This is a genomic window from Microbulbifer sp. TB1203, assembly GCF_030997045.1.
Taxonomy (GTDB): Bacteria; Pseudomonadota; Gammaproteobacteria; order Pseudomonadales; family Cellvibrionaceae; genus Microbulbifer.
In genome coordinates, this window is record NZ_CP116899.1 from 4,803,746 (window position 1) to 4,828,968 (window position 25,223).

20 protein-coding genes are annotated in these 25,223 nt (G+C 63.1%); 6 read left to right on the forward strand and 14 right to left on the reverse strand.

What is annotated here, in order from left to right; genetic code table 11:
• Positions 1-127: 127 nt before the first annotated feature.
• Positions 128-1,201 (forward strand): HlyD family secretion protein, encoded by a 1,074-nt coding sequence (locus PP263_RS20310; RefSeq protein ID WP_308365861.1) that lies wholly within the window; start codon positions 128-130, stop codon positions 1,199-1,201.
• A gap of 54 nt (positions 1,202-1,255) precedes the next feature.
• Here PP263_RS20310 and PP263_RS20315 read toward each other — a convergent pair whose 3' ends face one another.
• From PP263_RS20315 to PP263_RS20325, 3 genes are all read right to left on the reverse strand, one after another.
• Positions 1,256-1,675 carry a DUF2147 domain-containing protein gene (locus PP263_RS20315; RefSeq protein ID WP_308365863.1) on the reverse strand — a complete coding sequence of 140 codons (420 nt, stop codon included), beginning with the start codon at positions 1,673-1,675 and terminating at the stop codon, positions 1,256-1,258.
• A gap of 142 nt (positions 1,676-1,817) precedes the next feature.
• Entirely contained in the window at positions 1,818-3,284 is a 1,467-nt protein-coding gene (locus PP263_RS20320; RefSeq protein WP_308365864.1) for a protein adenylyltransferase SelO family protein, read from the reverse strand.
• A gap of 147 nt (positions 3,285-3,431) precedes the next feature.
• On the reverse strand, positions 3,432-4,898 hold the full coding sequence (locus tag PP263_RS20325) for a Ppx/GppA phosphatase family protein (protein ID WP_308365866.1): 1,467 nt from the start codon (positions 4,896-4,898) through the stop codon (positions 3,432-3,434).
• A 79-nt stretch (positions 4,899-4,977) separates the two neighbouring features.
• Between PP263_RS20325 and ppk1 the strand changes: the two genes are divergently transcribed.
• The gene (gene ppk1 / locus PP263_RS20330; protein ID WP_308365868.1) at positions 4,978-7,140 is read left to right on the forward strand and encodes a polyphosphate kinase 1; all 2,163 of its coding nucleotides are present in this window, start codon (positions 4,978-4,980) and stop codon (positions 7,138-7,140) included.
• Here the strand turns inward: ppk1 and PP263_RS20335 are convergent.
• Together PP263_RS20335 and aceK are read right to left on the reverse strand one after the other, a co-directional pair.
• Positions 7,102-7,650 carry a hypothetical protein gene (locus PP263_RS20335; RefSeq protein ID WP_308365869.1) on the reverse strand — a complete coding sequence of 183 codons (549 nt, stop codon included), beginning with the start codon at positions 7,648-7,650 and terminating at the stop codon, positions 7,102-7,104. The two genes, ppk1 and PP263_RS20335, sit on opposite strands and share 39 nt — an antisense overlap.
• 62 nt (positions 7,651-7,712) lie before the next feature.
• On the reverse strand, positions 7,713-9,467 hold the full coding sequence (aceK, locus tag PP263_RS20340; protein WP_308365870.1) for a bifunctional isocitrate dehydrogenase kinase/phosphatase: 1,755 nt from the start codon (positions 9,465-9,467) through the stop codon (positions 7,713-7,715).
• A gap of 105 nt (positions 9,468-9,572) precedes the next feature.
• Here aceK and PP263_RS20345 point away from each other — a divergent pair, with 105 nt between their 5' ends.
• Positions 9,573-10,181 (forward strand): MarC family protein, encoded by a 609-nt coding sequence (locus PP263_RS20345; protein ID WP_308365872.1) that lies wholly within the window; start codon positions 9,573-9,575, stop codon positions 10,179-10,181.
• 5 nt (positions 10,182-10,186) lie between these two features.
• Here PP263_RS20345 and PP263_RS20350 read toward each other — a convergent pair whose 3' ends face one another.
• The gene (locus PP263_RS20350; protein ID WP_308365873.1) at positions 10,187-10,531 is read right to left on the reverse strand and encodes an antibiotic biosynthesis monooxygenase; all 345 of its coding nucleotides are present in this window, start codon (positions 10,529-10,531) and stop codon (positions 10,187-10,189) included.
• Positions 10,528-10,872: an NIPSNAP family protein gene (locus tag PP263_RS20355; protein WP_308365875.1), complete on the reverse strand. Its 345-nt coding sequence runs from the start codon at positions 10,870-10,872 to the stop codon at positions 10,528-10,530. The genes PP263_RS20350 and PP263_RS20355 overlap by 4 nt, the downstream gene beginning before the upstream one ends.
• A gap of 77 nt (positions 10,873-10,949) precedes the next feature.
• Here PP263_RS20355 and PP263_RS20360 point away from each other — a divergent pair, with 77 nt between their 5' ends.
• Positions 10,950-11,624, forward strand: a complete 675-nt coding sequence (locus tag PP263_RS20360) for a winged helix-turn-helix domain-containing protein (RefSeq protein ID WP_308365877.1) — start codon at positions 10,950-10,952, stop codon at positions 11,622-11,624.
• A gap of 89 nt (positions 11,625-11,713) precedes the next feature.
• Here the strand turns inward: PP263_RS20360 and PP263_RS20365 are convergent, their stop codons facing one another.
• Complete coding sequence (locus PP263_RS20365; RefSeq protein ID WP_308365878.1) at positions 11,714-13,630, reverse strand: PhoX family phosphatase; 1,917 nt, start codon at positions 13,628-13,630, stop codon at positions 11,714-11,716.
• Between the two features lie 144 nt (positions 13,631-13,774).
• Here PP263_RS20365 and PP263_RS20370 point away from each other — a divergent pair, with 144 nt between their 5' ends.
• Both PP263_RS20370 and PP263_RS20375 read left to right on the forward strand, forming a co-directional pair.
• A complete protein-coding gene (locus tag PP263_RS20370; RefSeq protein ID WP_308365879.1) occupies positions 13,775-15,958 on the forward strand; it encodes a TonB-dependent receptor in 2,184 nt (727 codons plus the stop codon).
• A gap of 135 nt (positions 15,959-16,093) precedes the next feature.
• The gene (locus tag PP263_RS20375; RefSeq protein WP_308365880.1) at positions 16,094-18,028 is read left to right on the forward strand and encodes a phytase; all 1,935 of its coding nucleotides are present in this window, start codon (positions 16,094-16,096) and stop codon (positions 18,026-18,028) included.
• Between the two features lie 209 nt (positions 18,029-18,237).
• Here PP263_RS20375 and PP263_RS20380 read toward each other — a convergent pair whose 3' ends face one another.
• The 6 genes from PP263_RS20380 to PP263_RS20405 form a co-directional block, all read right to left on the reverse strand.
• On the reverse strand, positions 18,238-18,621 hold the full coding sequence (locus PP263_RS20380; protein WP_308365881.1) for a transposase: 384 nt from the start codon (positions 18,619-18,621) through the stop codon (positions 18,238-18,240).
• A gap of 98 nt (positions 18,622-18,719) precedes the next feature.
• Positions 18,720-19,430 carry an outer membrane beta-barrel protein gene (locus tag PP263_RS20385; RefSeq protein WP_308365882.1) on the reverse strand — a complete coding sequence of 237 codons (711 nt, stop codon included), beginning with the start codon at positions 19,428-19,430 and terminating at the stop codon, positions 18,720-18,722.
• Positions 19,431-19,558: 128 nt separating this feature from the next.
• On the reverse strand, positions 19,559-20,098 hold the full coding sequence (locus tag PP263_RS20390; protein ID WP_308365883.1) for a replication protein P: 540 nt from the start codon (positions 20,096-20,098) through the stop codon (positions 19,559-19,561).
• 22 nt (positions 20,099-20,120) lie between these two features.
• Entirely contained in the window at positions 20,121-21,419 is a 1,299-nt protein-coding gene (locus tag PP263_RS20395) for a DnaT-like ssDNA-binding domain-containing protein (protein ID WP_308365885.1), read from the reverse strand.
• A 165-nt stretch (positions 21,420-21,584) separates the two neighbouring features.
• Entirely contained in the window at positions 21,585-24,041 is a 2,457-nt protein-coding gene (locus tag PP263_RS20400; protein WP_308365886.1) for a xylulose 5-phosphate 3-epimerase, read from the reverse strand.
• Positions 24,038-25,162 (reverse strand): acetate kinase, encoded by a 1,125-nt coding sequence (locus PP263_RS20405; RefSeq protein ID WP_308365887.1) that lies wholly within the window; start codon positions 25,160-25,162, stop codon positions 24,038-24,040. The genes PP263_RS20400 and PP263_RS20405 overlap by 4 nt, the downstream gene beginning before the upstream one ends.
• Positions 25,163-25,223 lie beyond the last annotated feature (61 nt).

Genomic DNA, 25,223 nt, shown 5'->3' on the forward strand with positions numbered 1-25,223 from the left:
GCGGCTTCACATTGCGACAGTATAGGCATGCTTATAATCAGCGCCCCTCATAGGGAGGGGCCGGAAGCAGGCGGAGCGCAAGGAGGTGGCGTCCATCAGCCTGGCGAACTCGTGAGGAGCATTTGAGGTGGTAAAAAAACTGGGGAAAGTGCCCGCGCGTCGCCTGGGGTTTGTTGTCGGCATCGCCGCGGCGGTCGCGGTAACCGTTTGGTGCCTGTTCGGCGGTTGGGGCAGGGTGCAAACGGAAAACGCTTACGTGAAGGTGGACAAGCTCTCCCTGGCTCCCGAGGTGAGTGGCATCATCGCCGAGGTGGCGGTTGGGGCCAACCAGGAAGTGCGGCGCGGGGACCTGCTGGTGCGCCTGAACGACACACCGCTTCAACTGGCGGTGGATGAGGCGGAGGCGCACCTGGCGCAGGTGAGAAACCAACTGCTGGCCCGCCGCGCCGACTATGCGGAAGCTGAGGCGGCCCTGCGCCAGGCGCAACAGGACGCCGATTATTACGGCCGCCGGCTGGCGCGCAACGAAAAGCTCGGGCGGGCGGCGCTGTCGGAGGCGCATCTGGATGAATCGCGCCAGCAGTTGGCGCGGGCGCAGGCGCAGATTGTGATCAATACGGAAAAACTCGCCAGCCTGCGCGCAGAACTGGGCGGTGACCCGCTGCTCCCGCTGGAGGAGCAGGCCGGCTTGAGAGTGGCCCAGGCGCAGCTGGACAAGGCGCGCTACCGGCTGTCCCGCACCAGAATCGTTGCACCGGTGGACGGCGTGATCGCCAACGAAGTCCCCCAGACGGGGGAGATGGCCCCGGTGGGCATCGGCGTGATCAATATGCTGAGCGATGAGTCCGTGTGGGTGGAGGCGAACCTGAAGGAAACCGAACTGGCCCGGGTGCGCGCCGGCCAGCAGGCAGAGGTGATCCTGGACGCCTACCCGGATTTCCGCTGGCAGGCGCAGGTGGTCAGCCTCAGCCCGGCCAGTGGCAGCGACTCCGCGCTGATCCCGCCGCAGAACGCCAGCGGCAACTGGGCTAAGGTGGTGCAGCGGATACCGGTGCGTCTGCGCCTCTACCCGGCCAAAGAGGCGCCGACGCTGCGCGCGGGGATGAGCGCCCGGGTCAGTATCGACACCACCGAGGACGGCAAGCTGGTGGCCGCGCGGGCCAGCGGCGCCAGGGGCGGCCGGGTCGTGCTGGCGGAATGAGCGAGGCCCGCAAACGGGTGGACCACAGTTTAGGTGGCGAGCCCGGGCCCCGGCTTATTCGACCCGGTACCAGGTCTGGGTGCGGTAGAAGAAACCCAGGTAGCCGCGCACTTTCAGTTGGTCTTCCCCCTCAACCCAGAATTTGCAGTCGTAGACCTTGCCGGTGTTGGGGTCGAGAATCTTGCCACCCTCGTACTCGTTGCCCGTTTTCACCATGTCGGTGATCACGTCCATGCCCACGATGGGCTTGCCCTTGAGGTCTCCGGGGCACTTGTCGCACAGGGTGTCGTCCGGCTTCCTCAGCAGGTCCACCACGCGGCCGTAGTATTTGCCGCCCATCTGGTAGATCTCCACGATGGATTTCGCCTGGCCGGTTTCGTCGTCGATGGTGCGCCATTTGCCCAGGGCGTCCTGGGCGCTGGCCTGTAGGGCAAACGTCAGGCAGCAGGCGGCAATCAGGAAATTTCTCAGCATCTCGTTACCCTCATCTGGTTGTGACCAGAATGTTACGCCAGGTCATATACGTTGGGCGGAAACACTTCTCAGTTTAGCTGTTGGGACTGGCGTAGGGTGCGCCATGCGCACCGCTCGGCATTATCGGTGCGCATGGCGCACCCTACGAAGAGCAACTGATCGGCATATGCTTGCCGGATTCCGGCGGCGCCGCGGCCCAGGTTTCGCAGTGCGGGTGCTCGTCGAAGGGGCTCTGCAGCAGATCCAGCAGGGTGCGCAGGGGTCGGTAGTCGCCGCCCTCGGCGGCGTCGATAACCTTTTGCGCCAGGTAGTTGCGCAGCACGAATTTGGGATTGGCGGTGAGCATGGCGCTGTTGCGCTGCTGGCAGTCGCTGTTCTCTCTCTCCAGGCGATGGTCGTAGTGGTCGAGCCAATGGTCCAGGGCCTCGTGCCCGCCCACCGGGATCAGTTCGCGCAATGCCACCGCCGGGCGCTCGCCGCGGTAGTGGCTGAGGGCGCGGAAAAACAGTGTGTAATCGGCGGCGGAATTCTCCAGGAGCTGCAGCAGGTCGGCACAGAGCTGCTGATCACTTTCCTCTTCCTGTTGCAGCCCCAGTTTGGCGCGCATCAGCGCGGCGTAGTCTTCAGTCAGGCGCGGCTGGAATGCCTCCAGGCAGTCGCGCAGCTTCTCCGTGCTCACAAAGGCCGACAGCGCGTGGGCCAGGGCGTTCAGGTTCCACAGCGCCACCCCCGGTTGCTTGTCGAAGGCGTAGCGGCCGGTATAGTCGGAGTGATTGCAGATAAAGCCGGGTTCGTAGTCGTCGAGGAAGCCGTAGGGGCCGTAGTCGAAGGTGTCGCCGATGATCGACATATTGTCGGTGTTCAGCACACCGTGCGCGAAGCCCTCCGACTGCCAGCCGGCCACCAGTTTTGCGGTTTGTCGCACCGTGTAGCGCAGCAGCGCCTCCGCCTGTTCGCTGGCGGGCAGCGACTGTGCTTCCGGCAAAAAGCGCGCACAGGTGAATTCGATCAACTGCTGCAGCGCCTGCAACTGGTGGGTGTAGAAAAAGTGCTCGAAGTGGCCGAAGCGGATATGGCTCCTGGCCACGCGGATCAGCATGGCGCCGCTCTCGATTTTTTCCCGCACCACCGGCTCGTCGCTGCCCACCAGGCAGAGGGCGCGGGTGCTGGCGATGCCGAGGCCGGTGAGTGCCTCGCCGGCGAGGTATTCGCGGATAGTGGAACGCAGCACCGCGCGGCCGTCGCCGAAACGGGAGTAGGGGGTTTTGCCGGCGCCTTTTAAATGCAGCTCCCACAGTTCGCCGTTGTTGTCGATCTCTCCCAGTAGTAGCGCGCGGCCGTCGCCCAGGTCCGGGTTGTAGACGCCGAACTGGTGTCCGGTGTATTTCATCGCGAAGGGGTGGCTGCCGGAAAAGAGTTTTTTTCCGCAACCCAACTGCGCCCACTCCGGGTTGTCCGCCTCGGATTCGTCGATACCCAGCAGTTGCAGCACCGCGGGATTTACATGCACCGCATGAGGATTCTCGAAAGGCGTGGGGTCGATCCGGGTGCCGAAGGCGTCGCCCAGGTCGGCGTAGTGGTGGCTGAGGGTGACTTCGCTGAGTTTCATGGGGACATCTCTATAGATAGCGATTGTAGGGTGCGCCGTGCGCACCGGGGAGGCGCGACTGCACCGGCTCTCGAATGGTGCGCATGGCGCACCCTACGGTACAGACCGGAATTGCCTTAGAGGCATTGATTGTAATGGGGCCCGGGCTCAGGCCTCGTCCAACTCCAGTGGGAGCGGCTGATCCTGCCAGTGTTCCACTTCTTGGTACAGCAGTTCCTCGATGGCCGGGTGGCCGTCGAGCCAGTCCCGATCGGCCTGCAGGCGGTAGCGGTCCAGCCCCGCACTCAGCCGCAGGCCGTCCGGGCTGCGGTCGGTGCGGTCCCGGTGCAGGATACAGGCCAGGCGCAGGCACAGCAGCAGGTCCGGGTTGGGGTGGAAGCCGTAGTGTTCCCGCGGCGGTTTGATGCGCCCGCGCTGGTTGCGCAGCAGGTGGGCCAGGTATTCCTGTTCGCTGTGGGAGAAACCCGCCAGGTCCGCGTGCTCGATCATATAGGCGCCGAGTTTGCGGAAATCGCTGTGGGACAGGGCCAGGCCGATCTCGTGCAACTGCGCCGCCCAGCGCAGGCGTTGCCTCTGGTCTCCGTCGCTGTGTGGGCGCAGTTGCCGAAGCAGTTCCCCTGCACTGTCGCCCACCCGCCGGGCCTGGGCGCCGTCTATCTGCCAGCGGCGCATCAGCGCAGCTACGGTATCCGCGCGGCGGTCGCCGCCGTGCAGGCGCCCGGCCAGGTCGTGCACCATGCCCTCGCGGATCGCGTAGGGAGACACCCGCATGCGCTGGATGTCCAGTTCGCGGAAGATGGCATGCAGAATCGCCAGACCGGCGGCGAATACCGGCCGCCGCTCTGCCCCCAGGCCGGGCAGCTGGATCTGGTCGCTGTGCGCGGCCGCCGCCACCTGCGCCGCCAGGCGTTCCAGCGGTTCCCGCTCGATATCCCCCAGCTCGCCGTCGTTCAGCACCCGGGCCACCGCCTTCACCGTGCCGGAGGCGCCCATCACTTCGGCGCCTTCCGCCATGTGTTGCAGTTCCTGGAGTTCCGCGCGCGCCGCGCGAAAAGCGCGCTCGAAGTGGTTGGTGTATTTATCGGAAATAACACCCTCGGGGAAAAAGCGCCGGTTGAAGGACACACAACCCATGTACAGGCTCTGCAACTGCTGCGGTACCTCGCGCCCGCGCACCAGCTCGGTGGAGCCACCGCCGATATCGACGGCGCAGCGCAGCCGCGGCGGCCCACTGGCGGCGGCGATTACTCCGCTGTAGATGAGCCGCGCCTCCTCGATGCCACTGATAATTTCGATGGGCGCGCCGAGAATGGCCTCCGCCGATTCCATAAATCCGTCGGCGTTACCGGCCGCGCGGAGTGTGTTGGTACCCACTACGCGGATATGGTCCAGGGGCAACTCCGACAGCACCGGTCGGAAGCGGCGCAGCGCCTCCAGTGCCCGCTCCGCCACCGTCGGGTCCAGGTTGCGCTCCTCGTCCAGCCCCTCCGCCAGGCGCACCATGGCGCGATCGGTGTGCAGGCGCACCATGCGCTGGTCGCGAAACTCCGCCAGCAGCAGGTGGAAACTGTTGGAGCCCAGGTCCAGGGCGGCATAGCGTTCGGATTCCGGCATGGACATCCCTGTCAATAAACTGTCACTGAAATGTAGCAAACTGCCATCTAGAACTTACTTCCGGACAACAGTTGTTTGAATGGCAGATAATACGCCCCTGTACCCCAAAGAGCTAAGCTGGCTCTCCTTTAACGAACGTGTGCTGCAGGAAGTGGAGGACGAGAGTGTGCCCATTATCGAGCGGGTGCGCTTCCTCGGTATCTTTTCCAACAACCTGGACGAATTCTATCGTGTGCGCGTGGCGGATGTGCGCCGTCTGGCCACTTTTGCCAAGGGGGGAAAGAAGAAGGAACACTTCTCCGAACTCCTCGCCAGCATCAACGAAAAGGTGTTGCGCCTGCAGCGCCACTCCTTCGTCGCCTACACCAAGGTGCTGGCGGACCTGGACAAGCACCATATCCACCTGATCAACGAAGAGCAATTGAGCGAGCGCCAGCGGTTGTTTGTGGAGGAGTACTTCCACCGGGAAGTGCAGCCGGAACTGGAGCCCTTCTTTATCGACGACCGGGAGACCATGCCGCTGCTCAATGAGGCGAGTATTTACTTCGCCGTCTACCTGCAACTGCAGGACGGGTCCGAGCGCTTTGCCGCGCTGGAGATTCCCACCGACACCCTGCCGCGCTTCGTGGTAATCCCTCCCCGGGAGGGGAAGCAGGAAAAAGTGTATATCGTTCTCGAAAACATCATCCGCGCCTGCCTGGCGGACGTCTTCCGCAACCTGCTGCCGATCGAGAAGGCCCGGGCCTTTATGTTCAAGATCAGTCGCGATGCGGAGCTGGAGCTGGATGAGGAGATCACCCCGAATATTGTCGACCGGGTGGCCAAGTCCCTGAAGAAGCGCAAACAGGCGGACCCGGTGCGCCTGGCCTACGACGCCAGCATGCCGGAAGCGCTGCTGAGCCTGGTGAAGAAAAAGCTCAAGATGGGTCGCTACGACAGCTACACCCCGGGCGGGCGCTATCACAATTCTAAAGACTTTATGGGATTCCCGGCGGATTCTTCACGGCACTGCTACAAACCCCTGGCCCCGCTGCCCACCGTGCCCGACGGCGAGAGTATCTTCGACCAGTTGCGCGCCGGTGACCGGCTGTTTTATTACCCCTACCACGACTTCCGCGTGATCACCAACCTGCTCGCCTCCTCGGCACTGGACCCGCAGGTCCGGGAGATCCGCATCAACCTCTACCGGGTGGCGAAAAACTCCCGCGTAGTGGCTGCGCTGGTCAATGCGGTGCGCAACCAGAAAAAGGTCACCGCGGTGGTGGAGCTGCAGGCGCGCTTCGACGAACTGGCCAATATCCACTGGTCCAACGAACTGCGCGACGCCGGCGTGAACGTAATCTACGGCGTGCCCGGGCTCAAGGTGCACTGCAAGCTGATCTCCATCCTCCGCGAGGAGAACGGCGAGAAGCGCTACTACAGCCACCTGGGCACCGGCAATTTCAATGAGAACACCGCGCGCCTCTACTGCGACTTCAGTCTGCTCACCAGCGATGCGGAACTGGGGGAGGATGTGCACAACGTCTTCGAATTCCTGCAGTACACCCACCTGCGCCCCAGCTATAAACACATTGCGGTCTCCCCATACTCCAACCGCCCAACGCTGTTGCGGGCCATAGACCGGGAGATAGCCGCGGCCAGGGCGGGGGAAAGGGCGGAACTCTTCTTCAAGTGCAACAACCTGGTGGATTCACAGGTGGTGGAGCGGCTCTACCGCGCCGGCGCCGCCGGTGTCCGGGTGCGTATCATCGTGCGCAGCATGTGCGCCCTGGTGTGCGAGACCCCGGGACTTTCGGAAAATATCCGGGTGATCAGCCTGGTGGACAAATACCTGGAGCACGCGCGGATATATATCTTCCACAACGGCGGCGACGAGCAGGTATGGCTGTCCTCGGCGGACCTGATGACCCGCAATCTGGATCACCGGCTGGAAGTGACCTTCCCGCTGCACAGCCCCGGGCACCGGGAGACGGTGAAGAAAATCATGGAGCTGCAATGGAGCGACAACCGCAAGGCTCGGGTACTGGACGCACAGCAGAGCAATACGCGTATTGCCAATAACACGGACAGAGGTTGTCGGGCACAGGATGCGATTTACCGGTTTTTGAAAAAGCGGGACCCGGGAAATTCGGATTCGTGGGATGGGCAAAGCGCAGCGTGCCCATCATCCCCCGGGAAACGTGATGGGCACCTCGTGCTGGATTCAGCGGCTGAAACCTACGAGCTTCCCGCGGCTAAATGAAAAGCGGTATTTCTCCCCCACCTTCAGCCTCTGCCGGCATTCCGATTGCACGGTGATACGCGGGTATTGGGGGGTGGTCACCCAGGTGCGGAAGTCGTCTCCGGGGCCGCGCCCTATCAGCCAGTAGTGGTCGCCGCCCTTGCAGGTGCCGGCCTGTACGCAACTGTCGGAACCCCAGACATAGGCGGCGATATCGTATTGGGCCGGGGCTTTCTCGGAAACGCGGAAGGGGTTGTTCGGGTCTCCGGTGGTGATGTAGAGGTCGTCGAAGTGAATCTTGCGGAAATCCCTCGCGGGGGTGTCGCAGCTGACAGTGTGGGGCCGGGCGGCTACATGCGCGTGGGCGGCGGCTTTTTGCGCTACGGATTTTTTTTGCGTTACGGCTTCTTTTTTTTGCGTTTCGGTTTCTTTTTTCTCCGGCGGCGCCAGCTCGCTGGGCAGGTGGCCGCAGCCGCTGGCTGAAAGCAGCGCCAGTACGCCGAGTATTGCCGCCAGGCCGTCAAATTGCACCGTTTGCTCCTCTCCCTTTGGGCGCCGTCAGTCCTCTATCCACTATAGCCGCAAACCCGAAATCACGGATTCTGCGGCGCCCCGGCACGGCGTCGTTTGAACCGCCATTTGCGCCGGTAGGGAAAGGCGCTCTCAATATGCCCGGCGCGAATCCGGTCCTGCAACCGCTGCCAGTAGCGGCAGTCATAGAGATCGCTGTGCTGGTCCTCGAACGCTTTGCGCGCGATGGGGTTACCGGAGAAAAACAGAGGGAATTCCTCCGGAAAAACATCCGCCTCGCCCACCGTGTACCAGGGCTGGTCCGACAATTCATCCTCCAGGGTGTGGGCCTCGGGGAGTTTGCGGAAGTTGCACTCGGTGAGCGGACAGAGCTCGTCGTAATCGTAGAAGACCACGCGGCCGTGGCGGGTGACGCCGAAGTTTTTCAGAAGCATGTCGCCGGGAAAGATATTCGCCGCCGCCAGCTGTTTGATGGCGTTGCCATACTCCTCCATGGCCGCGCGGGTCTCCTGGTCGCTGGCATCCTGCAGATAGAGATTCAGGGGCTGCATGCGCCGCTCCACATACAGATGCTTGATGATCACCCACTTCTCGTCCATTTCCAGTTTGGACGGCGCCAGTTTCTGCAGTTCCTCCAGCAGCTCTTCGCTGAATCGGTTCCGGTAAAAGATAAAGTTGGTGTACTCCTGGGTGTCCGCCATGCGTCCCACCCGGTCGGAACGGGAGACGAACTTGTATTTCTCCCGGACGATTTCTTCGGTAACGGTTTTCGGCCGGTCGAATTTGTCCTTGATCACCTTGAACACCACCGGGTAGGAGGGCAGGGTAAATACGCACATCACCATGCCTTTGATGCCCGGGGCGATCACGAACTTATCGCTGCTCACCTTCATATGCGCGAGGATGTGGCGGTAGAACTCCGTCTTGCCGTGCTTGTGGAAGCCGATGGAGTTGTACAGCTCCGAGCGGGTCTTCTGCGGCATGATGGTGGAGAGGAAGCGCACGAATCGCGAGGGGATGGGGGCGTCCACCATGAAGTAGGAGCGGGTGAAACTGAAAATGATACTGGTGGAGTCGTGGTCATAGATCACCGTATCCACGAAAATCCCGCCGCGGCCGTTGTTCAGGCAGGGCAGGATCAGCGGGATCACTTCGCCGCCGAACATCATGCGCCCCACCAGGTAGGCCGCCTTGTTGCGGTAGAACACCGACTCCAGCATATCCACCCGTAGATCCTTCTCATTCTCCAGGTGCGCCAGGGGGGCCGCGCGCAGCGATGCGCAGATATTGGCGATATCCCGCTCCTTGTCCTCCCAGGGGATGGAAAAACCGTAGTCGTCGAGGATGTCCTCGATCATGTACTCAAGGCCGTCGTGGCCGCTGTAGCTGATATAGATGCTGTAGTCGCGCAGCGGCTTGTCGTCCGGCGGGCGGGAGGGTTTGACGAACAGGTTGCTGTCGTGAATATGCGCGTGGTGGAACTGGCTGCAGAACACCGAATTGAAGAAGGTCTCGGCAATCTCGTAGTTGCTGTGGTTGGCCACCAGCTGGGCAAAAGTGGCGCGCGCCTCGTGCCATAGCTCCAGCATACTGGTGTCCTTGCTGGTCACCGAGTGCACCAGTTTGACCACCTGGTTGACCTTGGTTTTGTAGATGTCGATGCGTTCCTTATTAGCCCGGTGTGCCTCCTGCCAGGCGGCCCGTTCAAAGCGTGCCTTTGCCCCCAGGGTGATGTTCTGGAAGTCGGCGAAGTAGGCGTCGAAGCCGTTGAGAATCGTCTTGGCAATACGCCGGGCAGTGGGGGAGTGATTGGTCATACACTAAACTCGGAACTTACCGGGAGCGCCGAACCCCAGCTCGCGGGCCGAAGACCCTCCCAGATACATTAACCGGATACTAGCACGGCAGCCGGGAGCGCCCCCTTGAGCGAATGGATCAATAGCTTTGTCTTTTTCTTCGCGGTGATCGACCCGGTGGGCACCCTGCCGATATTTATCGCCGTGACCAGCCTGCACAGCGAGTGGCAGAAGCGCAAGATCGCAATGCTGGCGGTGGCAGTGGCCACCGGCATACTGCTGTTTTTCCTGTTTGCCGGCCAGTACCTGCTGGAAGCCATCGGTGTGCCATTGTCCGCCTTCCAGGTGGCCGGGGGTGTGGTGCTGTTCCTGTTCGCACTCACCATGATCTTCGGCGAGGGCAAGCCGGAGCAGGAAATGGATATCCTGAAAGAGGGTCATGAAACCGCCATCTTCCCGCTGGCGGTGCCGTCCATTGCCTCCCCCGGGGCCATGCTGGCTGCGGTGGTGCTCACCGACAACTACCGCTTTGACCCCGTTCATCAGGTGAGAATTGCCACCGCCATGCTGGCGGTGCTGGGCATAGTGCTGTTGCTGCTGCTCACCGCCAACTGGATCTACCGCTGGATCGGCAATGCCGGGGCCAGCATTGTCAGCCGGGTGATGGGGCTGATCCTGGCCTCGGTAGCTACCACCAATGTGCTGGTGGGGATACAGCAGTTCTTCGTTGTCTGAGCGGGCTAGCCGTGAATCTCACGGCTGTCCTCCGGTACCTGTTCCCGCCGTTGCTTCCCGTAATCCCGTATCACTTCCGCCACGCGCAGGCGGTAATCGGCAAAGTAACCGCCGCGCCCCAGCATCTGCGCCTGCCGGTGCTCCTCACGCCGACGCCACTCGGCGACGGCCTCCTCACTCTTGAAAAAGCTCAGGGACAGAATCTTGCCCGGCTCATTCAGGCTCTCGAAGCGTTCGATGGAAACAAATCCCTCGACGGATTCCAGCAGCGGGCGGAGTTCGGCGGCCATATCCAGGTAATCCTGTCTGTGCTCCGGCTTTGGCCATACCTCGAAAATAACCGCGATCACGGTTCCACCCCCGGTTTCACTAAAGGCGCGTGGGGCGCCGATGCCAGTTGCAGGAATATTCTCTCCTCCCTGAGCAGGAATTTCTCCCGCTGGGCAAAGCGGTAGTTTTCCCTGCCAAGCGGGTCCTCCGCCAGATGCGCGCGATAGGCCTCGTAGGCGGCAAGGCTGTCCACGTTGTAGATTCCGTAAGCGGTGGTGGTCGACCCCTCGTGCGGCGCGAAATAACCGATCAGGTCGGCGCCACAGCGGGGAATCGCCTGGCCCCAGTTGCGGGCGTACTGCTCGAAGGCGGATTTTTTGTGGGGATCTATTTCGTAGCGGATAAAGCAGGTAATGGGCATGGCTGTTCTCCAGGTTTACTGCACGCCGCTGACAGTACACCATGGTGCCGGATCGATAATTCGACGGGGAACGAACTGTGGATGCACCACCCATTGCCTCAGTGAGCGCGCTGATCGGCGACCCCGCCCGCGCCCTGATGCTCAGCGCGCTGATGGACGGGCGCGCGCGCACCGCCTCTGAACTGGCGGACCGGGCCGGTATTACCCGCCAGACCGCCAGTGCGCACCTGGCAAAACTGACCGACGGCGGCCTCCTGTCCCTGGAGCGCCAGGGGCGCCACCGGTATTTCCAGTTGCGTTGCGAAGAAGTGGCTTCGGTGCTGGAGAGCCTGATGGTCCTGGGGCATCAGCTTCCGCGGGGAGAGCGGGAACCCCATTCGGCGGAGCGGTGCGCGCGCACCTGTTACGACCACCTGGCGGGCCGGCTTGGCGTGGAACTGCTGGAAAGCCTGAGTGAAAGAGGGCACTTGGAGACCCGCACCGCGCAGTTGTCCCTGTCGTCCTCCGGGGAGGAACTGTTTGCGCGACTCGGGATCGACTGGCGGGGACTGCAGTGCGGCAGGCGCAGCTACGCCAGGCTGTGCCTGGATTGGAGCGAGCGCAGGCACCACCTGGCCGGAGCCCTCGGCGCGGCGCTGCTGCGCCATTTCCTCGATAGCGACTGGATTCGCCGCCAAGCCGATTCGAGGGCGGTGGTGCTTACCGGAAAAGGCCGCAAAGCCTTCAGGCAATGGTTCGACCTCTCTTTGTAGGAGCGGGCCATGCCCGCGATCGATAGGTGTTACGAAGCTGGATCGATCGCGGGCATGGCCCGCTCCTACAGGATGAGTGCGCCTGGGGCTCAGCTACCCACCACTTTTCCGTCTTTGCGATGGATCGCCAGCACGGACGGCCGCGGCGGCAGCGCGGGATCCTTATCCGGCCAGCGGTGCATGGGGTTGTCGAAGGTGGAGTCGCCGCCGCTTGCCGGGTGCTGCACCGAGACGAACAGGGTTTTCCCGTCCGGAGTGAACTCCGGGCCGCAGAGTTCCGCGCCGCGGGGGCAGCCGAAGAAATGTTTGGGCAGCGCGCGCCGCTCGCCTTCAGTGGCCATGGCCCAGAGGCCGTCGTGGAAGCCGAAGCTCTCGCAGCCGTCGGTGGCGACCCACATATTGCCGCGGCTATCGAAGGCCACATTGTCCGGGCAGGCGAACCAGCCGTGGGCGGAAATACTGCCCGGCTGCTGTTCGCCGTAGGCGCCGCGCTCCCGCGGGTCTTCCGCATTGGGATTGCCGCCGAGCAGGAAGGTGTTCCATTTGAACGTGTCGCTGGTGTGGTCGCGCCGGCCGTTTTCCCCCGGCGGGACGATTTCCAGCACGTGGCCGGCAGTGTTGTGCGGGCGAGGGTTGGCCGCGTCCGTCTCATCCGCATCGCGCTTTTTGTTTTTGGTCAGCATTACGTAGGTGCAGTCGTTGACCGGGTTGGTCTCCACATCCTCCGGGCGGTCCATGGGGGTGGCGCCGGCGAGTTCTGCCGCGCGCCGCGCGTCGATCAGCACGTCCGCCTGGTTGCGAAAGCCATTTCCCTCCGTGAGCGGTCCCTCGCCGAAAACCAGCGGCAGCCAGCGACCGCTGCCGTCTTCGTCGAAGCGTGCCGCGTACAGAGTGCCATCGGTCAGCAACCGACGGTTGTGGGCGAAGTCACCGGGCCGGTAGGGGTGGCGGGATACGTACTTGTATACGCACTTCTCGATGCCGTCGTCGCCGCCATAGGCGGCGACGGGCTGGCCCGGCTTGCACACCAGGGTAAAGCCCTCGTGCACGAACCGCCCCAGGTTGGTGAGCTTGCGCGGTCTGCTCGCCGGATTGTAGGGGTCCAGTTCCACCATCCAGCCGAAGCGGTTGGGCTCGTTGGGCTCCACGGCGATATCGAAGCGGCGGTCGTGCTCGCCCCAGTTGCGGTTGTCCGGCGCTATGCCAAAAGTGTGGTGATTACGCGCTTCCACCGGGTCGGCGATATTGTCCGGGTCGCCTTGAAAGGCGCTGCCGAATCCCTCCTCGGCGATCAGCACCGTCCCCCAGGGCGTTTTGCCGCCGGCGCAGTTGCCAACGGTACCGAAAACCCGCGCGCCACTGGGGTCGGCGGCGGTCTGCAGGCGCGAGTCGCCGGCGGCGGGGCCGACGATATCCATCTCTGTGTTCAGAGTGATGCGGCGGTTGTAGGGGCTGCCGATTACCGGGCGCCAGCCGCCCGCGGTCTTTTCAATTTCCACTACCGTGTGACCGCAGGCGGCCTGCTCCACCGCGGCGTGCGTTGCGCTGACGCTGTATTCGCCACTGTAGCCGGAAAACATCAGGTGCGGCTGGGTGTATTCATGGTTGACGCACAACAGGCCGCGCTCGCTGTTGCCGCTGGCGCTGTGGCGTTCGCCGTCCCCGGGTCCGGCCTCATTGTCCAGGGGCATAAAGGCGATAAAGTCGTTGTTGTAGCCGAAGCGCTTTTCCTGTTCAGCGGCGTCCAGCGCACCGGGATCGAAGGGGCCCGCGTCGGCGGTCAGGGGATCGCCCCAGCGCAGCAGGATATCGGCGCTGTAACCTTCCGGCAGGTGGTGGCGGTCGTCGAGGCCGTGGGGAACTTCGGCAAAGGCCAGGTTTTCCTTCCCGCTATTTTTTTCGCGGCCGCAGCCCGGCAGCAGTCCGACGCCGGCACTGGCGGCGGTGGCCGCGCCCAGGGTTTTTAGCAGCGCGCGTCGCTCAGGGTTTTTCAGTGTCTTCTCCACGGCTTTTCTCCGATCGTGTTTTTTCCGTTCTCCAGAATAGTAGGGCTTTACTGTTACAAATTTAAAAAAATCGTAATGCAACAGTCACATCTATTCACTAGCCTGCGCCCCATTCGATAAAACCACCGCCAGAATGGGAATTCTATGAAACATAAAGCGATCAATTCGCGCATGCTGGCCATGCCGTTGACAGCGCTCGCCGCCGCCGTTATCTCCGTCAATACCGCCGCTCAGGTTGAAGATGCCGCGGAGGCTGGCGTCAAAAAAATGGCCGCTGGCAATGTGGAAGAGATTATCGTCACCGGCACCAATGTCTACCGGGACAGAACCAACGATATCAACCCGACCCTCTCTTTCGACCTGGATTTTTTCCAGCGCTTCGAGCCGCTGACCGTGGGTGAAATGCTGAAGCGCACCCCGGGTGTCACCTTTACCTCCGACGTGCTGGAATACGACGCCGTCCAGCTGCGCGGTATGAACGCCGAATACACCGAAGTGCTGATCAACGGCCGCTCCATTCCCGGCCAGGGGGCGGATCGCACTTTCTTTGTCGACCGTATTCCTTCCGAACTGGTGGAGCGTGTCGAGATCATCCGCTCGCCTTCCGCCGATATGACTTCCCAGGGGGTGGCCGGATCGCTGAACATCATCCTCAAGGATGGTGCGCAGCTGGACGGTGTCAGCACTCGTTTGGGCACCACCTATTACGCGGATGACGACAAGGAATCCCGCTACACCGGCGCCGCCGCCATTGCCCAGTCCGGCGACGGTTACGACTTCTGGCTCGGCGCCAACGTCCAGGAGCGCCGCAATCCCAAGCAGAAGATCGAGGAGTACTTCGACGATGAGCGTGCCCTGGAAGGTTACGCTTTCGAGCAGGATACCCGCGACGGCACCGACAGCTCCCTGAACGGTTCCCTGGGCTTCCAGCTTCCGCAGGGTTCCGAGCTGCGTTTCAAAGGCTACTACGTCTACACCGACCGCCAGGAAAATGAAATCGTCGACGAATATGAGGGTACCGCGGTCAGCCGCACCGATGGCGACCTGGTGGCGGTCGAAACCCAGGAAGAGCAGATCGACCAGACCAGCTGGGGGCTGGACGGCGTCTACATCACCATGCTGGGAGGCGGGGAGCTGGAGCTCTCTGCGGCCCTTTCCCACTTCGAGGAGGACACCGTCAACTTCGAGACCGAGGAGGAATTCGAGGACGGCGTTTCCCTGGGAGTCGAGACCAACGACGAGCGCCTGGATATCGAGGACGACAGCTATTCCCTCGAGGGCAGCTACACCGCGATGCTGGGCAATTCCGAACTGAAATCCGGTATCGCTTACAGCCGCAACGAGCGTTCGGGATTGCAGACCGGATTCTTCGATGTGGACGCGGAGATCGAAGAGACACGCATCGCGCCCTACACCAAGCTGACCCTGGAGATGGCGGACAACATCAGCCTGGAGGGCGGCCTGCGCTACGACATCTACGAGCGGGATGTATCCAATGAAGACGGCAGTGCCTCTCATGACAGCAATGAATTGCTGCCGTCCCTGAGCCTGCGCTGGGACGTAACCGGGGACAGCCGCGTTATCGCTTCCGTGGCCCGCACCCTGCGCCGCCCGGAGTTCGACCTGGTGTCCCCCTTCGAAGAGGATGAAACACCGGACGATGAAGACCTGACCGTGGGCAACCCGGATCTCGAATCCGAACTGGCCTGGGGGTTCGACCTGGGCCTTGAGCACCGCCTGCCGGGCCGCGGCATCTTGGGAGTCAACTTTTTCTACCGCGATATCGACGACGTGATTGAGCTGACGGATACCGGCGTGCCCTATCCGGACGGCGGCGGCACCATCTTTACCCCGATGAATATCGGCAGCGGCAACTCCCGGGGTGTCGAATTTGATATTTCCATGCCGCTCGCCTTTGTGGGCCTGGAGAACACCGGTTTCTACGCCAATTATGCGTATCTGGATTCGGAGATTGAGGACCCATTTACCGGGGAGGAGCGCACTTTCCGCAATCAGCCGGATTCCGTCTACAACGTCAGCCTGACCCAGGATATCCCGGGCTTCGGCGGCGCGGGTGTCTCCTACCAAAAACGCAGCGAGTCCCTGGCCACCGAGTTTGAGGAGTATGTGGTGACCGAATACGATGGCAACCTGGAACTCTTTGTCGAGTGGAATATCAACCGAAACTCCGTGCTGCGTTTCAGCGGCACCAACCTGCTGGATCAGGAAAAGATCGAGTACATTCGCGACTACGGTGAACCGGTCAATGAAATCCAGTACGAGGAGAGTACCCCGACCTACACTGTGACCTGGCGCGCGGCTTACTAGAGCCGCAGGTATTCCGGTGGCCCCGTCGCCCCGGTTCCCACAAGGGAGCCGGGTTTTTGCTATCTTCAGACAGTCATCTGTTTGCCATAAAAATGGCGTAAATTTGTCATCACAAATTCTGTAAAGATTAAAAAAATGGCGCGAGAAATTTTCAAGAAAACCGTATTGCTGTGCGCGCTCGGCGCCCTGTTGAGTGCCTGCGACCGGCTGCCTGATGCGGCAGGCATTGCTTCCCGCCCGCTGGAGCCGGTGCAGGAAATTCCGCTCTCCGACGTGGTTTCCAGCCAACTGGCGCCGGTAATGCTGGGTGGCAAAGAGTACCTGCTGCTGGCCAGTGAAGTGCGCGGCCTGGTCCTGATCGACAGCAATGGCGACGAGGCGGCGGCACTGGACGGCGGCAGCGTCGAGCGTTTTGCACTGCAGGCCCTGGACGACGGCAGCTGGCTAGTGGCGGTCTTCGACGATCACAGCGGCGAAATACAGTTGCGCCAGCTGGCGTTGGATGCCGGCACTCAGCGGCCCGGCCTGAAATACCTGGGCGCCCAGCGGAGCAATGCACCGCAGGCGGCGCTGTGTTTTTCCCGCCAGGCCGGGCGCACCCATTTGTTCGCCATCGACGAGACCGGCCTCGGTCGCGAATATGTGGTGCACCCCCGGGATGGCGCCTGGCTGTTTACCGAGGTGCGCCCGCTGTATTTCGGCGAGCAGGTGAACAGCTGCGCGGTGGACGATGGCCGAGGCCTGCTGCTGGTGGCGCAGCCGCCGCTGGGAATCTGGAGCCTGAACGCGGATGCGGAAAAGGATGAAGAGCGTCGTGTCTTCGCTCCCGCCGCGGATCTGGGCGAGGCTTTCGGCGGCTTCTGGCTGGGCGCCGATGGCAATCTGTGGCTTACCGCCGGCGGGCGGGCCCTGGCCTACAACCTGAATACGCAGGAGAGAACGCCGGTTTTCTCAAAGCTGCTGGCGAACATTCAGCCGGTGTCCGTGGCGGTGCAGGGCGGCGCGCTCTTGGCGCTGGAAGAGGAGAGCGACATTCTGCAACGCTACGATGTCGAACTGCCGCAGCCGACCGCGGAAATCCAGGCGCTGGGAGCGCCGGCGAAAATGCCCAGGGTGCCCGCCAGGGCGCAGACGGAACCGGTGGCCTCCGGTGGCGACGCCGCAGACGACCCGGCCATCTGGGTCAACCCGCGGGACGCCGCCGCCAGCCTGATCCTGGGCACAGACAAGAAGAGCGGCCTGAATGTCTACAGCCTCTCCGGCAAGCTGCTCCAGCAGTTTCCGGTGGGCCGGGTCAACAATGTGGATTTGCGACCGGTAAATGGAGGCAAGTACGCCGCCCTGGCCGCCGCGTCCAACCGCACCACCCCGGGTATCAGCCTTTTCGGCATTACCGCGGGGGGCAATGTGGACAGCCTGGGTCTGCGTGAGATGGAACTGGACGACCCCTACGGCCTATGCCTGTATCGGGAGGGGGACAAGGTGCTGACGTGGATATCCGACAAGGATGGTGACCTGCACCTGGCGGAAATCCACCTCGGTGAAAACGGCCTCGACTGGAAACTGCAGCCCCGTGCCCAGTTGAAAGTGGGCAGCCAGGTGGAAGGCTGCGTGGTGGACGACGAGCGCCGCACGCTGTTTTTCGGCGAAGAGGACCGCGGCGTATGGCGCCTGGATATCGCCGGATTCCTGGCCGGCAGTGCCGAGCCGCAACTGGTGGCTGCCACAGACGGCAAGCGCCTGGTGGCGGATGTCGAGGGTATCGGTCTCTATCGTAGCGGCGACCGCGGCTACCTGGTGGTTTCCAGCCAGGGCAACAACAGCTACGCGCTGTTCAGCCGCGACGGCAGTGAATTTATCGGCAACTTCCTCGTGGATATCAACCTGGACCGCACCCTGGACGGCAGCTCAGAGACCGACGGCCTGGAAGTCACCGGCGCCCCCCTGGGCCCGGACTACCCCGCCGGCCTGCTGGTGGTACAGGACGGCCGCAACCGCATGCCCAGCGCGGCGCAGAACTTCAAGCTGGTTTCCTGGGGGGATATTGCTGAGACGTTGGAATTGCAGTGAGCCCAAGCTCGATCGCGGGCATGGCCCGCTCCTACACGGGTAAAAAATATCTTTATCGATCGCGGGCATGGCCCGCTCCTACAGGGGGTAAAAAATATCTTTGTAGGAGCGGGCCATGCCCGCGATCAAGACAGCCAAATGGCATTCCAGTATGGATAATCTCCGATATTTTTAACCAAACCGGCACGCAATGGATTGGCCACTAAGTATCATGCTGCCGCTACTAAATCCTCCTCTTTGCGCAGTGCGCGATCGTGAAAACCTTTATCCCACAAAGGCCCCTTGAAAGAGCATGTCTTGTTGACAAGTCGGGCACTGGCGGACTTTATTCGGTTGACCAGTATGCTTAGTTTGGAATCCTCTCCCAATTGTAAAAGCCAAGGCGCGTGGTCTGGCATCAGTACCCAAGAGAGAATTTGAGAGTCCTTCAATATCGACTTATCTTCAAAGCAAGTACAGGCCGGGCGAGCAGCATTCCAGTCTTTGAAAATGGGTTCCCGCTTATATGTTGTAGTGGTAACCAGATAGATCTGATTGGATATGGATATTCGACCTTTGCGCAGTGCCTGATGTCCGGGTTTGTATTCGGGCATTTGGTGTCCTTACCTATTCTGATCGCGGGCATGGCCCGCTCCTACAAGGAGTTAAAAATATCCCTGTAGGAGCGGGCCATGCCCGCGATCAATCTCGCTTAGAAGTGCATACTCCACCCCAAAGACGCCGTCTCCACATCAAAGCCCCCCCGAAAATCCTCGCTGCCCACATCGGAAAAACTCTCCCACTCGGCGCGTATGGTCCAGTTGTTCTGGTAGCGGTAGCTGATACCGGCACCGTAGCCCCAGTGGAAGCCGGTGTCCCTTTCCTCTACCCTGCCGCTGACGGCTATCAGTTCTTCTTCTATCTCGCCCTCTTCATTTTCGAAGATAAACAGCAGCTCGCCGGACTGGCTTTCGGACAGTTTCGACGCCCAGAATCCGCCCCCGGCTTTGGCGAACAGGCTGAAGCCGCCGCCGATGGGCCAGTGGCCCACGGCGAAGGCGTTGATCAGTTGGGTTTCGATCTCGTCCCCGATTTCCAGGTATTCGCCAGTGGGGAAATCCAGGCGGAAATCCAACTGGTTGTCCGAGAGCTGCTGGTAGCTGAGTTCCACCGCTACTTCGGGTTTCCAGCGCCAGCCGCCGTAGATTTTCCAGCCGCTGCCGCCCTGGCTGCAGCCGCCGGTGGTCGCTGCGCGCTCCGGATTGTTCAGGCCCTGCACAAACTGGTTGCCGGCCTCGCAGAAACCCTGGATATCCAGGTCGCTGTAACTGACGCCGGTGTAGCGATGGGAATAAAAATCGGCCTGTGTCGGCGCGGCGAGCGCCAGGGCGGGTACCACTAGCAGAAAGAGTTGCCTGTTCATGGCGTTACCTGCTGGGTTGTTGTGAATTATTTTTTTCTCTTTTGTAGGAGCGGGCCATGCCCGCGATCGGCTTACCCCAGCGTCTGAGGCTGATCGCGGGCATGGCCCGCTCCTACAAGGTAAAAGTATTACAGCTTTAATTCCGCACGCAATTCCGCGAGCTTTTTCGCATTCTCGGCCTTGGACAGGGGTTTCCCGGGATTCTGTTCCAGTTTCTCCTGTCGTGGCGGCGCCAGTTGTTCTCCTTCCAGCACCCGCGCACAGATCTTGCGGTAGTGCTCGGCGAACACCGGGTAGGCTACGGATTCCGGGTTGTTGGCCAGGAAAAACCAGTTGGCCTCGCGCCCGGCGTGGTACACCGCTGGGTGGCTCCAGTTGTGGCTGGCCTTGGGGCTGGGGGCGTTGCAGGCCTCGCGGTAGGCGGCGCGGGGTTCCGGCAGGCCGTTTTCACCCGCCGCACAGAGTGTGAGCATTTTGTGCACGGTGGGCAGGTATTCGCTCTGCAGTATGGCGCGCTTGGCGCCGGCCATGATCTGCTCCGGGGCAAAGGCGGAGAGCGCCTCCAGCCACAGGCGCTTGGCGTGGTGCAGGGTGTCGGTGTCGGGAAAGGCGGCGCTGAACTGGTTGTGGTAATTCAGTTTGAACAGCGCGAAGACCTCGTTGATCACGCGCTTTTTCTCGTTCAGCTCACTACCAGTTTGTGTCTGTGAGGATGTCGCCGATGGACCTGTCGCGGGTGCGCTGGTTTGTCGAGTCAGCGGTGTTTTGTGGCTTGCCATATGCGTGTCCTATTGCCAGCTTGTTGCGCTCCGCCCACTGGTGGCGCGCGTGACGCACGAAAACGGCGTCCCAGCTCTTGCGCGCGGCGCCCTGGTCGCGCCAGTAGATGCGGAATTCCGGTACCAGGGAGAGGGCGAAGTCGCGGTCTATTTCACACTGGTTCACCAGGTGACTCAAGCAGTCTGCCCCCGGTTGCCAGTTGCGCGTAATGGGTTTGGCCACCGGGTTCTTCTCGATCCCCTGGCAGTAGTAGGCCCACTCCTCGCGCGCGTATTCGATAAACAGTTCGCCCCATCGGGCACTGTGGCCGCCGCGCTCGAGCCATTTGTAGATAAATTCCGGCAGCAGCTCGGCGGCGAAGGCGGGGTTGATGGCCAGGCGGCGCAGCTGCTCCCAGGTGTGTTCGCTGGGCTGCCAGTCGCGGCTCATGGCCACCGGTTTGGCCTTTTCGATAAAGGGCGTGTCCTGTTTTTCCCAGTCCCCCAACACCCAGTCGTTGAACTCCAGCTCCCAGGAGATGGAGTGCTTGCCGCTGGAGCGGTGGTAGTCCACGAAGCGCTGCAGGCAGCGCTGCACGAAGGTGCTGGGCACGCCCTCGTCCGCCAGTTTGCGCAGGGTCTCCCCGTCCGGCTGCCAGCCCGGGGGCAGCGGCTGCTTGCGCTGGGTGGTGGCGCGGTAGGCTTCCCACTTGCTCTTCACCTGTTTCAGGAACAGGGAGCCGAAGGAGTGGCGGGACTCGCCGCGCTCGCGCCAGTAGGTGACGAACTCCGGCAGCTGCTCGCGCACAAAGTGCTCCGGCACGCCCAACTGGGCGATGCGCGCCAGGGTTTCCCGGTCCGGCTGCCAACTGGGGGAAATGGTGTTGGCGCTGCGGCGGGCGGGGGTCTCGGCCGCGCGACCGTCGCCGCCGCCGAGGGAAAATTTCAGGGTGTGGCTGCTGCCGTAGGGCGCCGCGCCCAGCAGCAGCGTACCCTGGTTGCGCAGGCTGGTGGCCACCCGCTGGATATCCGCCGGCTCCCAGAAGGGCAGCAACTGCTGCAGCTGTTCGCCCTCGGCGGTGTACCAGTCCCGCCCCGGATGGGGCTCCACCGGCAGGAACGGCAGCAGATCCCCCAGGGCGGTGAGCAATACCGCCTCCTCCAGACCGAGGGTGGCGGCCAGGGTGGGGGAGATGCACAGGGGTCTTTCCGGGAGCAGGGGGTGTTTCATGGGCGGGATGATAACACTGGGGGCAAATTCGCCGGGAACGAATTTGGACGCCGAAGGCGCCCGCAGGACGAGCGCCAGGGATGGCGCGAGTCACTCGGGATTCCCGGGACCGCGGAGCTCCAGCTCCGCATGCGGATGGTAGGAGCGAAGGGAAACTCCGCAACGTCAGAGCCGCCCCCCGGCGGCGACTTCCCCCACGCGCAGCAGGGGACGCGGATCTTCACTGCCGGTAAGGGCCGCCAGTTCGTTCGTGCCCAGCCATTTGGACAGTGGAACGTCCAGAGCGCCGGCCAGCGCGACCAGCAGATGCAGCCAACTGCAGCCGTTGGCGAACAGCATGCCCTCGGTATCCAGGGTGCCGCCGCGGTTGCGGTAGCCGAGCAGTAACGCGTTGACCGGCAGCAGCCCGGCGAGGGCTTCGGGCCGGGTGTGGCTGGCGACCAGGGTGGCGGTTGCGTTTTCGGGGAACAGCTCCGCCGCGAGCTGGGCGTCCGCGCCGGCCTGCCGCTCCAGTTCGTCGCGGAAATGCCGGCGGAATCGCCCGGGTTCCAGCAGGCAGACCAGCGCGGCATCGACGCCATACTCCGACAGCCGCTGCCAGGCCAGCTGGCATTGCTGCAGCTGGTAGGCGCCCACGGCCACCAGGCGCACCGGTGCGTCCGCGTTGCCGCGCAGGCGCAGGGCGCCGTCGCGGACCAGGCGCCGGGCCTGCTCTTGGTCCAACAGCACGGGCAATTTCCGTTTCGGCACCACCAGCGCATGCAGTTCGCCGTGCCGTCGGTAGCAGTCCGTCAGCGCGGCCAGGGCGCTGTTGGCATCCACCGGGAAACGCACCACGCCGGTGTCGGACATCTCGCCGAGCAGCGCCTCGCACAGGGTGGGGTCCTGGTGGGACTGTTCGTTCTTGCCGTTTTCCCAGGTGTGGGAGCTGAGCAGGAAGGGGATCGACAGCCACTGCGGCGGCGTTCCGGCCTCTTTCTGGTGGCGGGCAAAGATGATCTCCTGGCGCATGATGCCGAGCATCTTCACCGCGAAGGCCTCGTAGCTCACCACCAGGTTGATGCCGCCCTTGTTGCCCAGCGCCGCGCAGGCCACCGCCTCCTCGTTAAGGGCGGTGATCACCGCGCCGTCGATGGCCTCGTCGCTGCCGGCCTCCAGCTGGAAGACCCGGTGGCGGAAGCGCTCCAGGGTGCGATAAAAGCGGTTGCTACTTAGTTCGTCGGGGTTGCCCACGCGCACCCGCCACTCGGGATTGGCATCGGCGAGTGCGACGAAATAGCCATCCAGGGCCGCCATCGGCGATTCGCGGCCGCCGGCGGGCAGCCAGTCCGGTTCGGGGGCGTGCTTCAGGGTAACGCTGCGCCTGTGCAGCGGGTGGTCTTTTTCCAGCGCCCGGCCCTGCGCCGCGTGGGCGGTGAAATAGGGCAGCGAGCGGTGCAGGCTCTCTGTCTCCACATACAGTTTGGCGGCGGCATCGATAAATTCCCGGCGGGCGCTGCTGTCCTCTGCCGGATTTCCCTGAAGCGGCAGCCCGTGGGCGCGGTTGGTGCCGGCGCCGGGAAAGCCGTAGCCTTTCGGCGCCTCGGCGATCACGTAGTGCAGCGGCACCGGATAGCCGCCGGAGCCGTTTGCCACCGCATCCGCACAGCCGAGCAGCCGCTCCTCCGCCTCCAGAATGGCCCAGGCGAAGGCGGCCGGGTCCCTGCCGTCGATCAGCAGCGGGTCGAATCCGTTCAGGCGCAGGTGCGCCGCGAACCACTCCACGCCGCCCTGCTGGAACAGGGTCGAGCGCTGCTCGATGCGCCGCCCGTTGGCGATCATGATCGGGGTGACCAGTCCGCAATCCTCCGCGCGCCACCAGCGCGGCGCCCAGTCGCCGCCGCGCTGTTCCTCGAAGGCGCCGTCGCTGAGGAAGGCCACCAGCCGTTCCCCCGGCAGCGGCATATGCACGTACTGCAGCTCGGCGAAGCCCAGGTAGCCGCCCTCGGAAATACCGCCTGCGGTATTTACGTTTACGTGGCTGCCGAGGGGCGAGGCGGGCCGGCCGCGGGCGTCGATGGCGTAGGAATAGAAATCGCGCACGAACTGCGTGAGCCCGGCATCGGTCCAGGCGTAGCGGGCGGTGTGGGCCTCTTCCATATTGCCCACCAGCAGGTTGCAGGCGTCGATCGCGGCCACGCAGTGGCCCTGGCCCATCAGCCAGCTGCGGGTGATGCCGCCGAGTGCATTGGCCGCCAGGTAGCCGATATAGGCGGGCACCATGTTCAGTGAGCCACCGGTGTGGCCCTGGGGGTCCGCCTTGAAGTCCCCGACGGCCAGGGTGCGGCCGTCGGCGTAGACCTGTTTCGCGTAGGTCATGTGCACTACCAGCCACATGGCCGCGCGGGTCAGCCGGTCGGCTGCGGCCAGCAGGCGGAAAACTTCGGCCCTGTCGGCCACCACGCCGCGCTGTTCCAGGTCGCAGGCCAGGCGGAACACCTTGACCTGGGTGTCGGCGCGGTGCCGGATCAGTTCGATGCCCTCCGCCCAGGCGGCAAATTCCCGGTCGTGCCCGCGGTAACTGCGCGCCAGGCGTTCGTCCCGGTGCTGTTGATGGTCTCCGCGCGATGGTGTCGAATTCACGAGTCACCTCCCTGTAGTTGTTGTTCGGCGCTGAGCAGCAGTTCCCGCGCTTCGTCTGCGGGCAGCACGCGGATATCCGCACCCGCGGTGCCGATGTCCGCCTCCCCCGAGGTCGCCGCCGCATTGGCTGTGGCATCCAGGGGAAAGCCGAGCGGTTCCAGCGGCGCCAGTATCTGTGCGCGCACCCGGGGCTGGTGCTCGCCGATGCCCCCGGAAAAAATCAGCGCGTCGGCACCGCCCAGTTCCGCGAGGTAGGCGCCGATATATTTGCGCACTCCCCGGCAGAAAATATCCACCGCCAGTTTTGCCTTGCGGTCGTCGCGCGCGAGCAGTGCGCGCATGTCGTCGCTGCCCGCCAGGGCCATCAGCCCCGCGCGGCGGTTCAGCATCTCGTCGAGTGCTGCGGCTTCGAGCCCGGCTGTCTGATGAAGATAGAGCAGCAGCCCCGGGTCCAGGTCGCCGGCGCGCCGGCCCATCACCAGTCCCTCCAGCGGGGTGAAACCCATGGAAGTAGCCAGTGGCTTGCCGTCTTTGATCGCCGCCGCGGAACAGCCGGCGCCCAGCTGCAGGGTGATCAGCCGCCCGCGGCTGCGCCCGGTGATTTCGCACCAGCGGCGCCACATGGCACCGTGCGCCAGGCCGTGAAAGCCGTAACGGCGCAGTGCGTGTTCGGCGACCAGCTCCGCGGGCAGCGGGTAGCGCCGGGCGGCTTCCGGCAGGTCCGCGAAGAAGCCGCTGTCGGCAACGGCAATTTGTGTTGCCGAGGGAAACAGGCGCAGGAATTCGCGCATCCATTCCAGCGCCGGGGGATTGTGCAGCGGTGCCAGCGCCGCAGTGGACTCCAGTCGCTTGAGCAGATCACCATCCAGCGCCGCGCTGCGGGAGAGCAGAGCGCCGCCGTGCACATAGCGGTGGGCGATGCACAGCAATTGATCCTCGCGAATTCCCGAACCGGTGAGCCGTTCCGCGATCTCTCCCGGGTCCGCCTCCGACAGCGGCCAATTGCGATACAGCAGGCGCTTCCAGGGGCGGTTCCGCTCGCGGGCAAAGCCGGTCACTTTCAGCGATGAACTGCCGAGGTTGACCGCGAGTGCTTGCTGTTCGCGAAGAGGGCGGGCCATACCAGATTTATCTCCTGTGGCCGGGTATCCCGGTGTTCAGTGATTTCTTCGTAGGATGGGC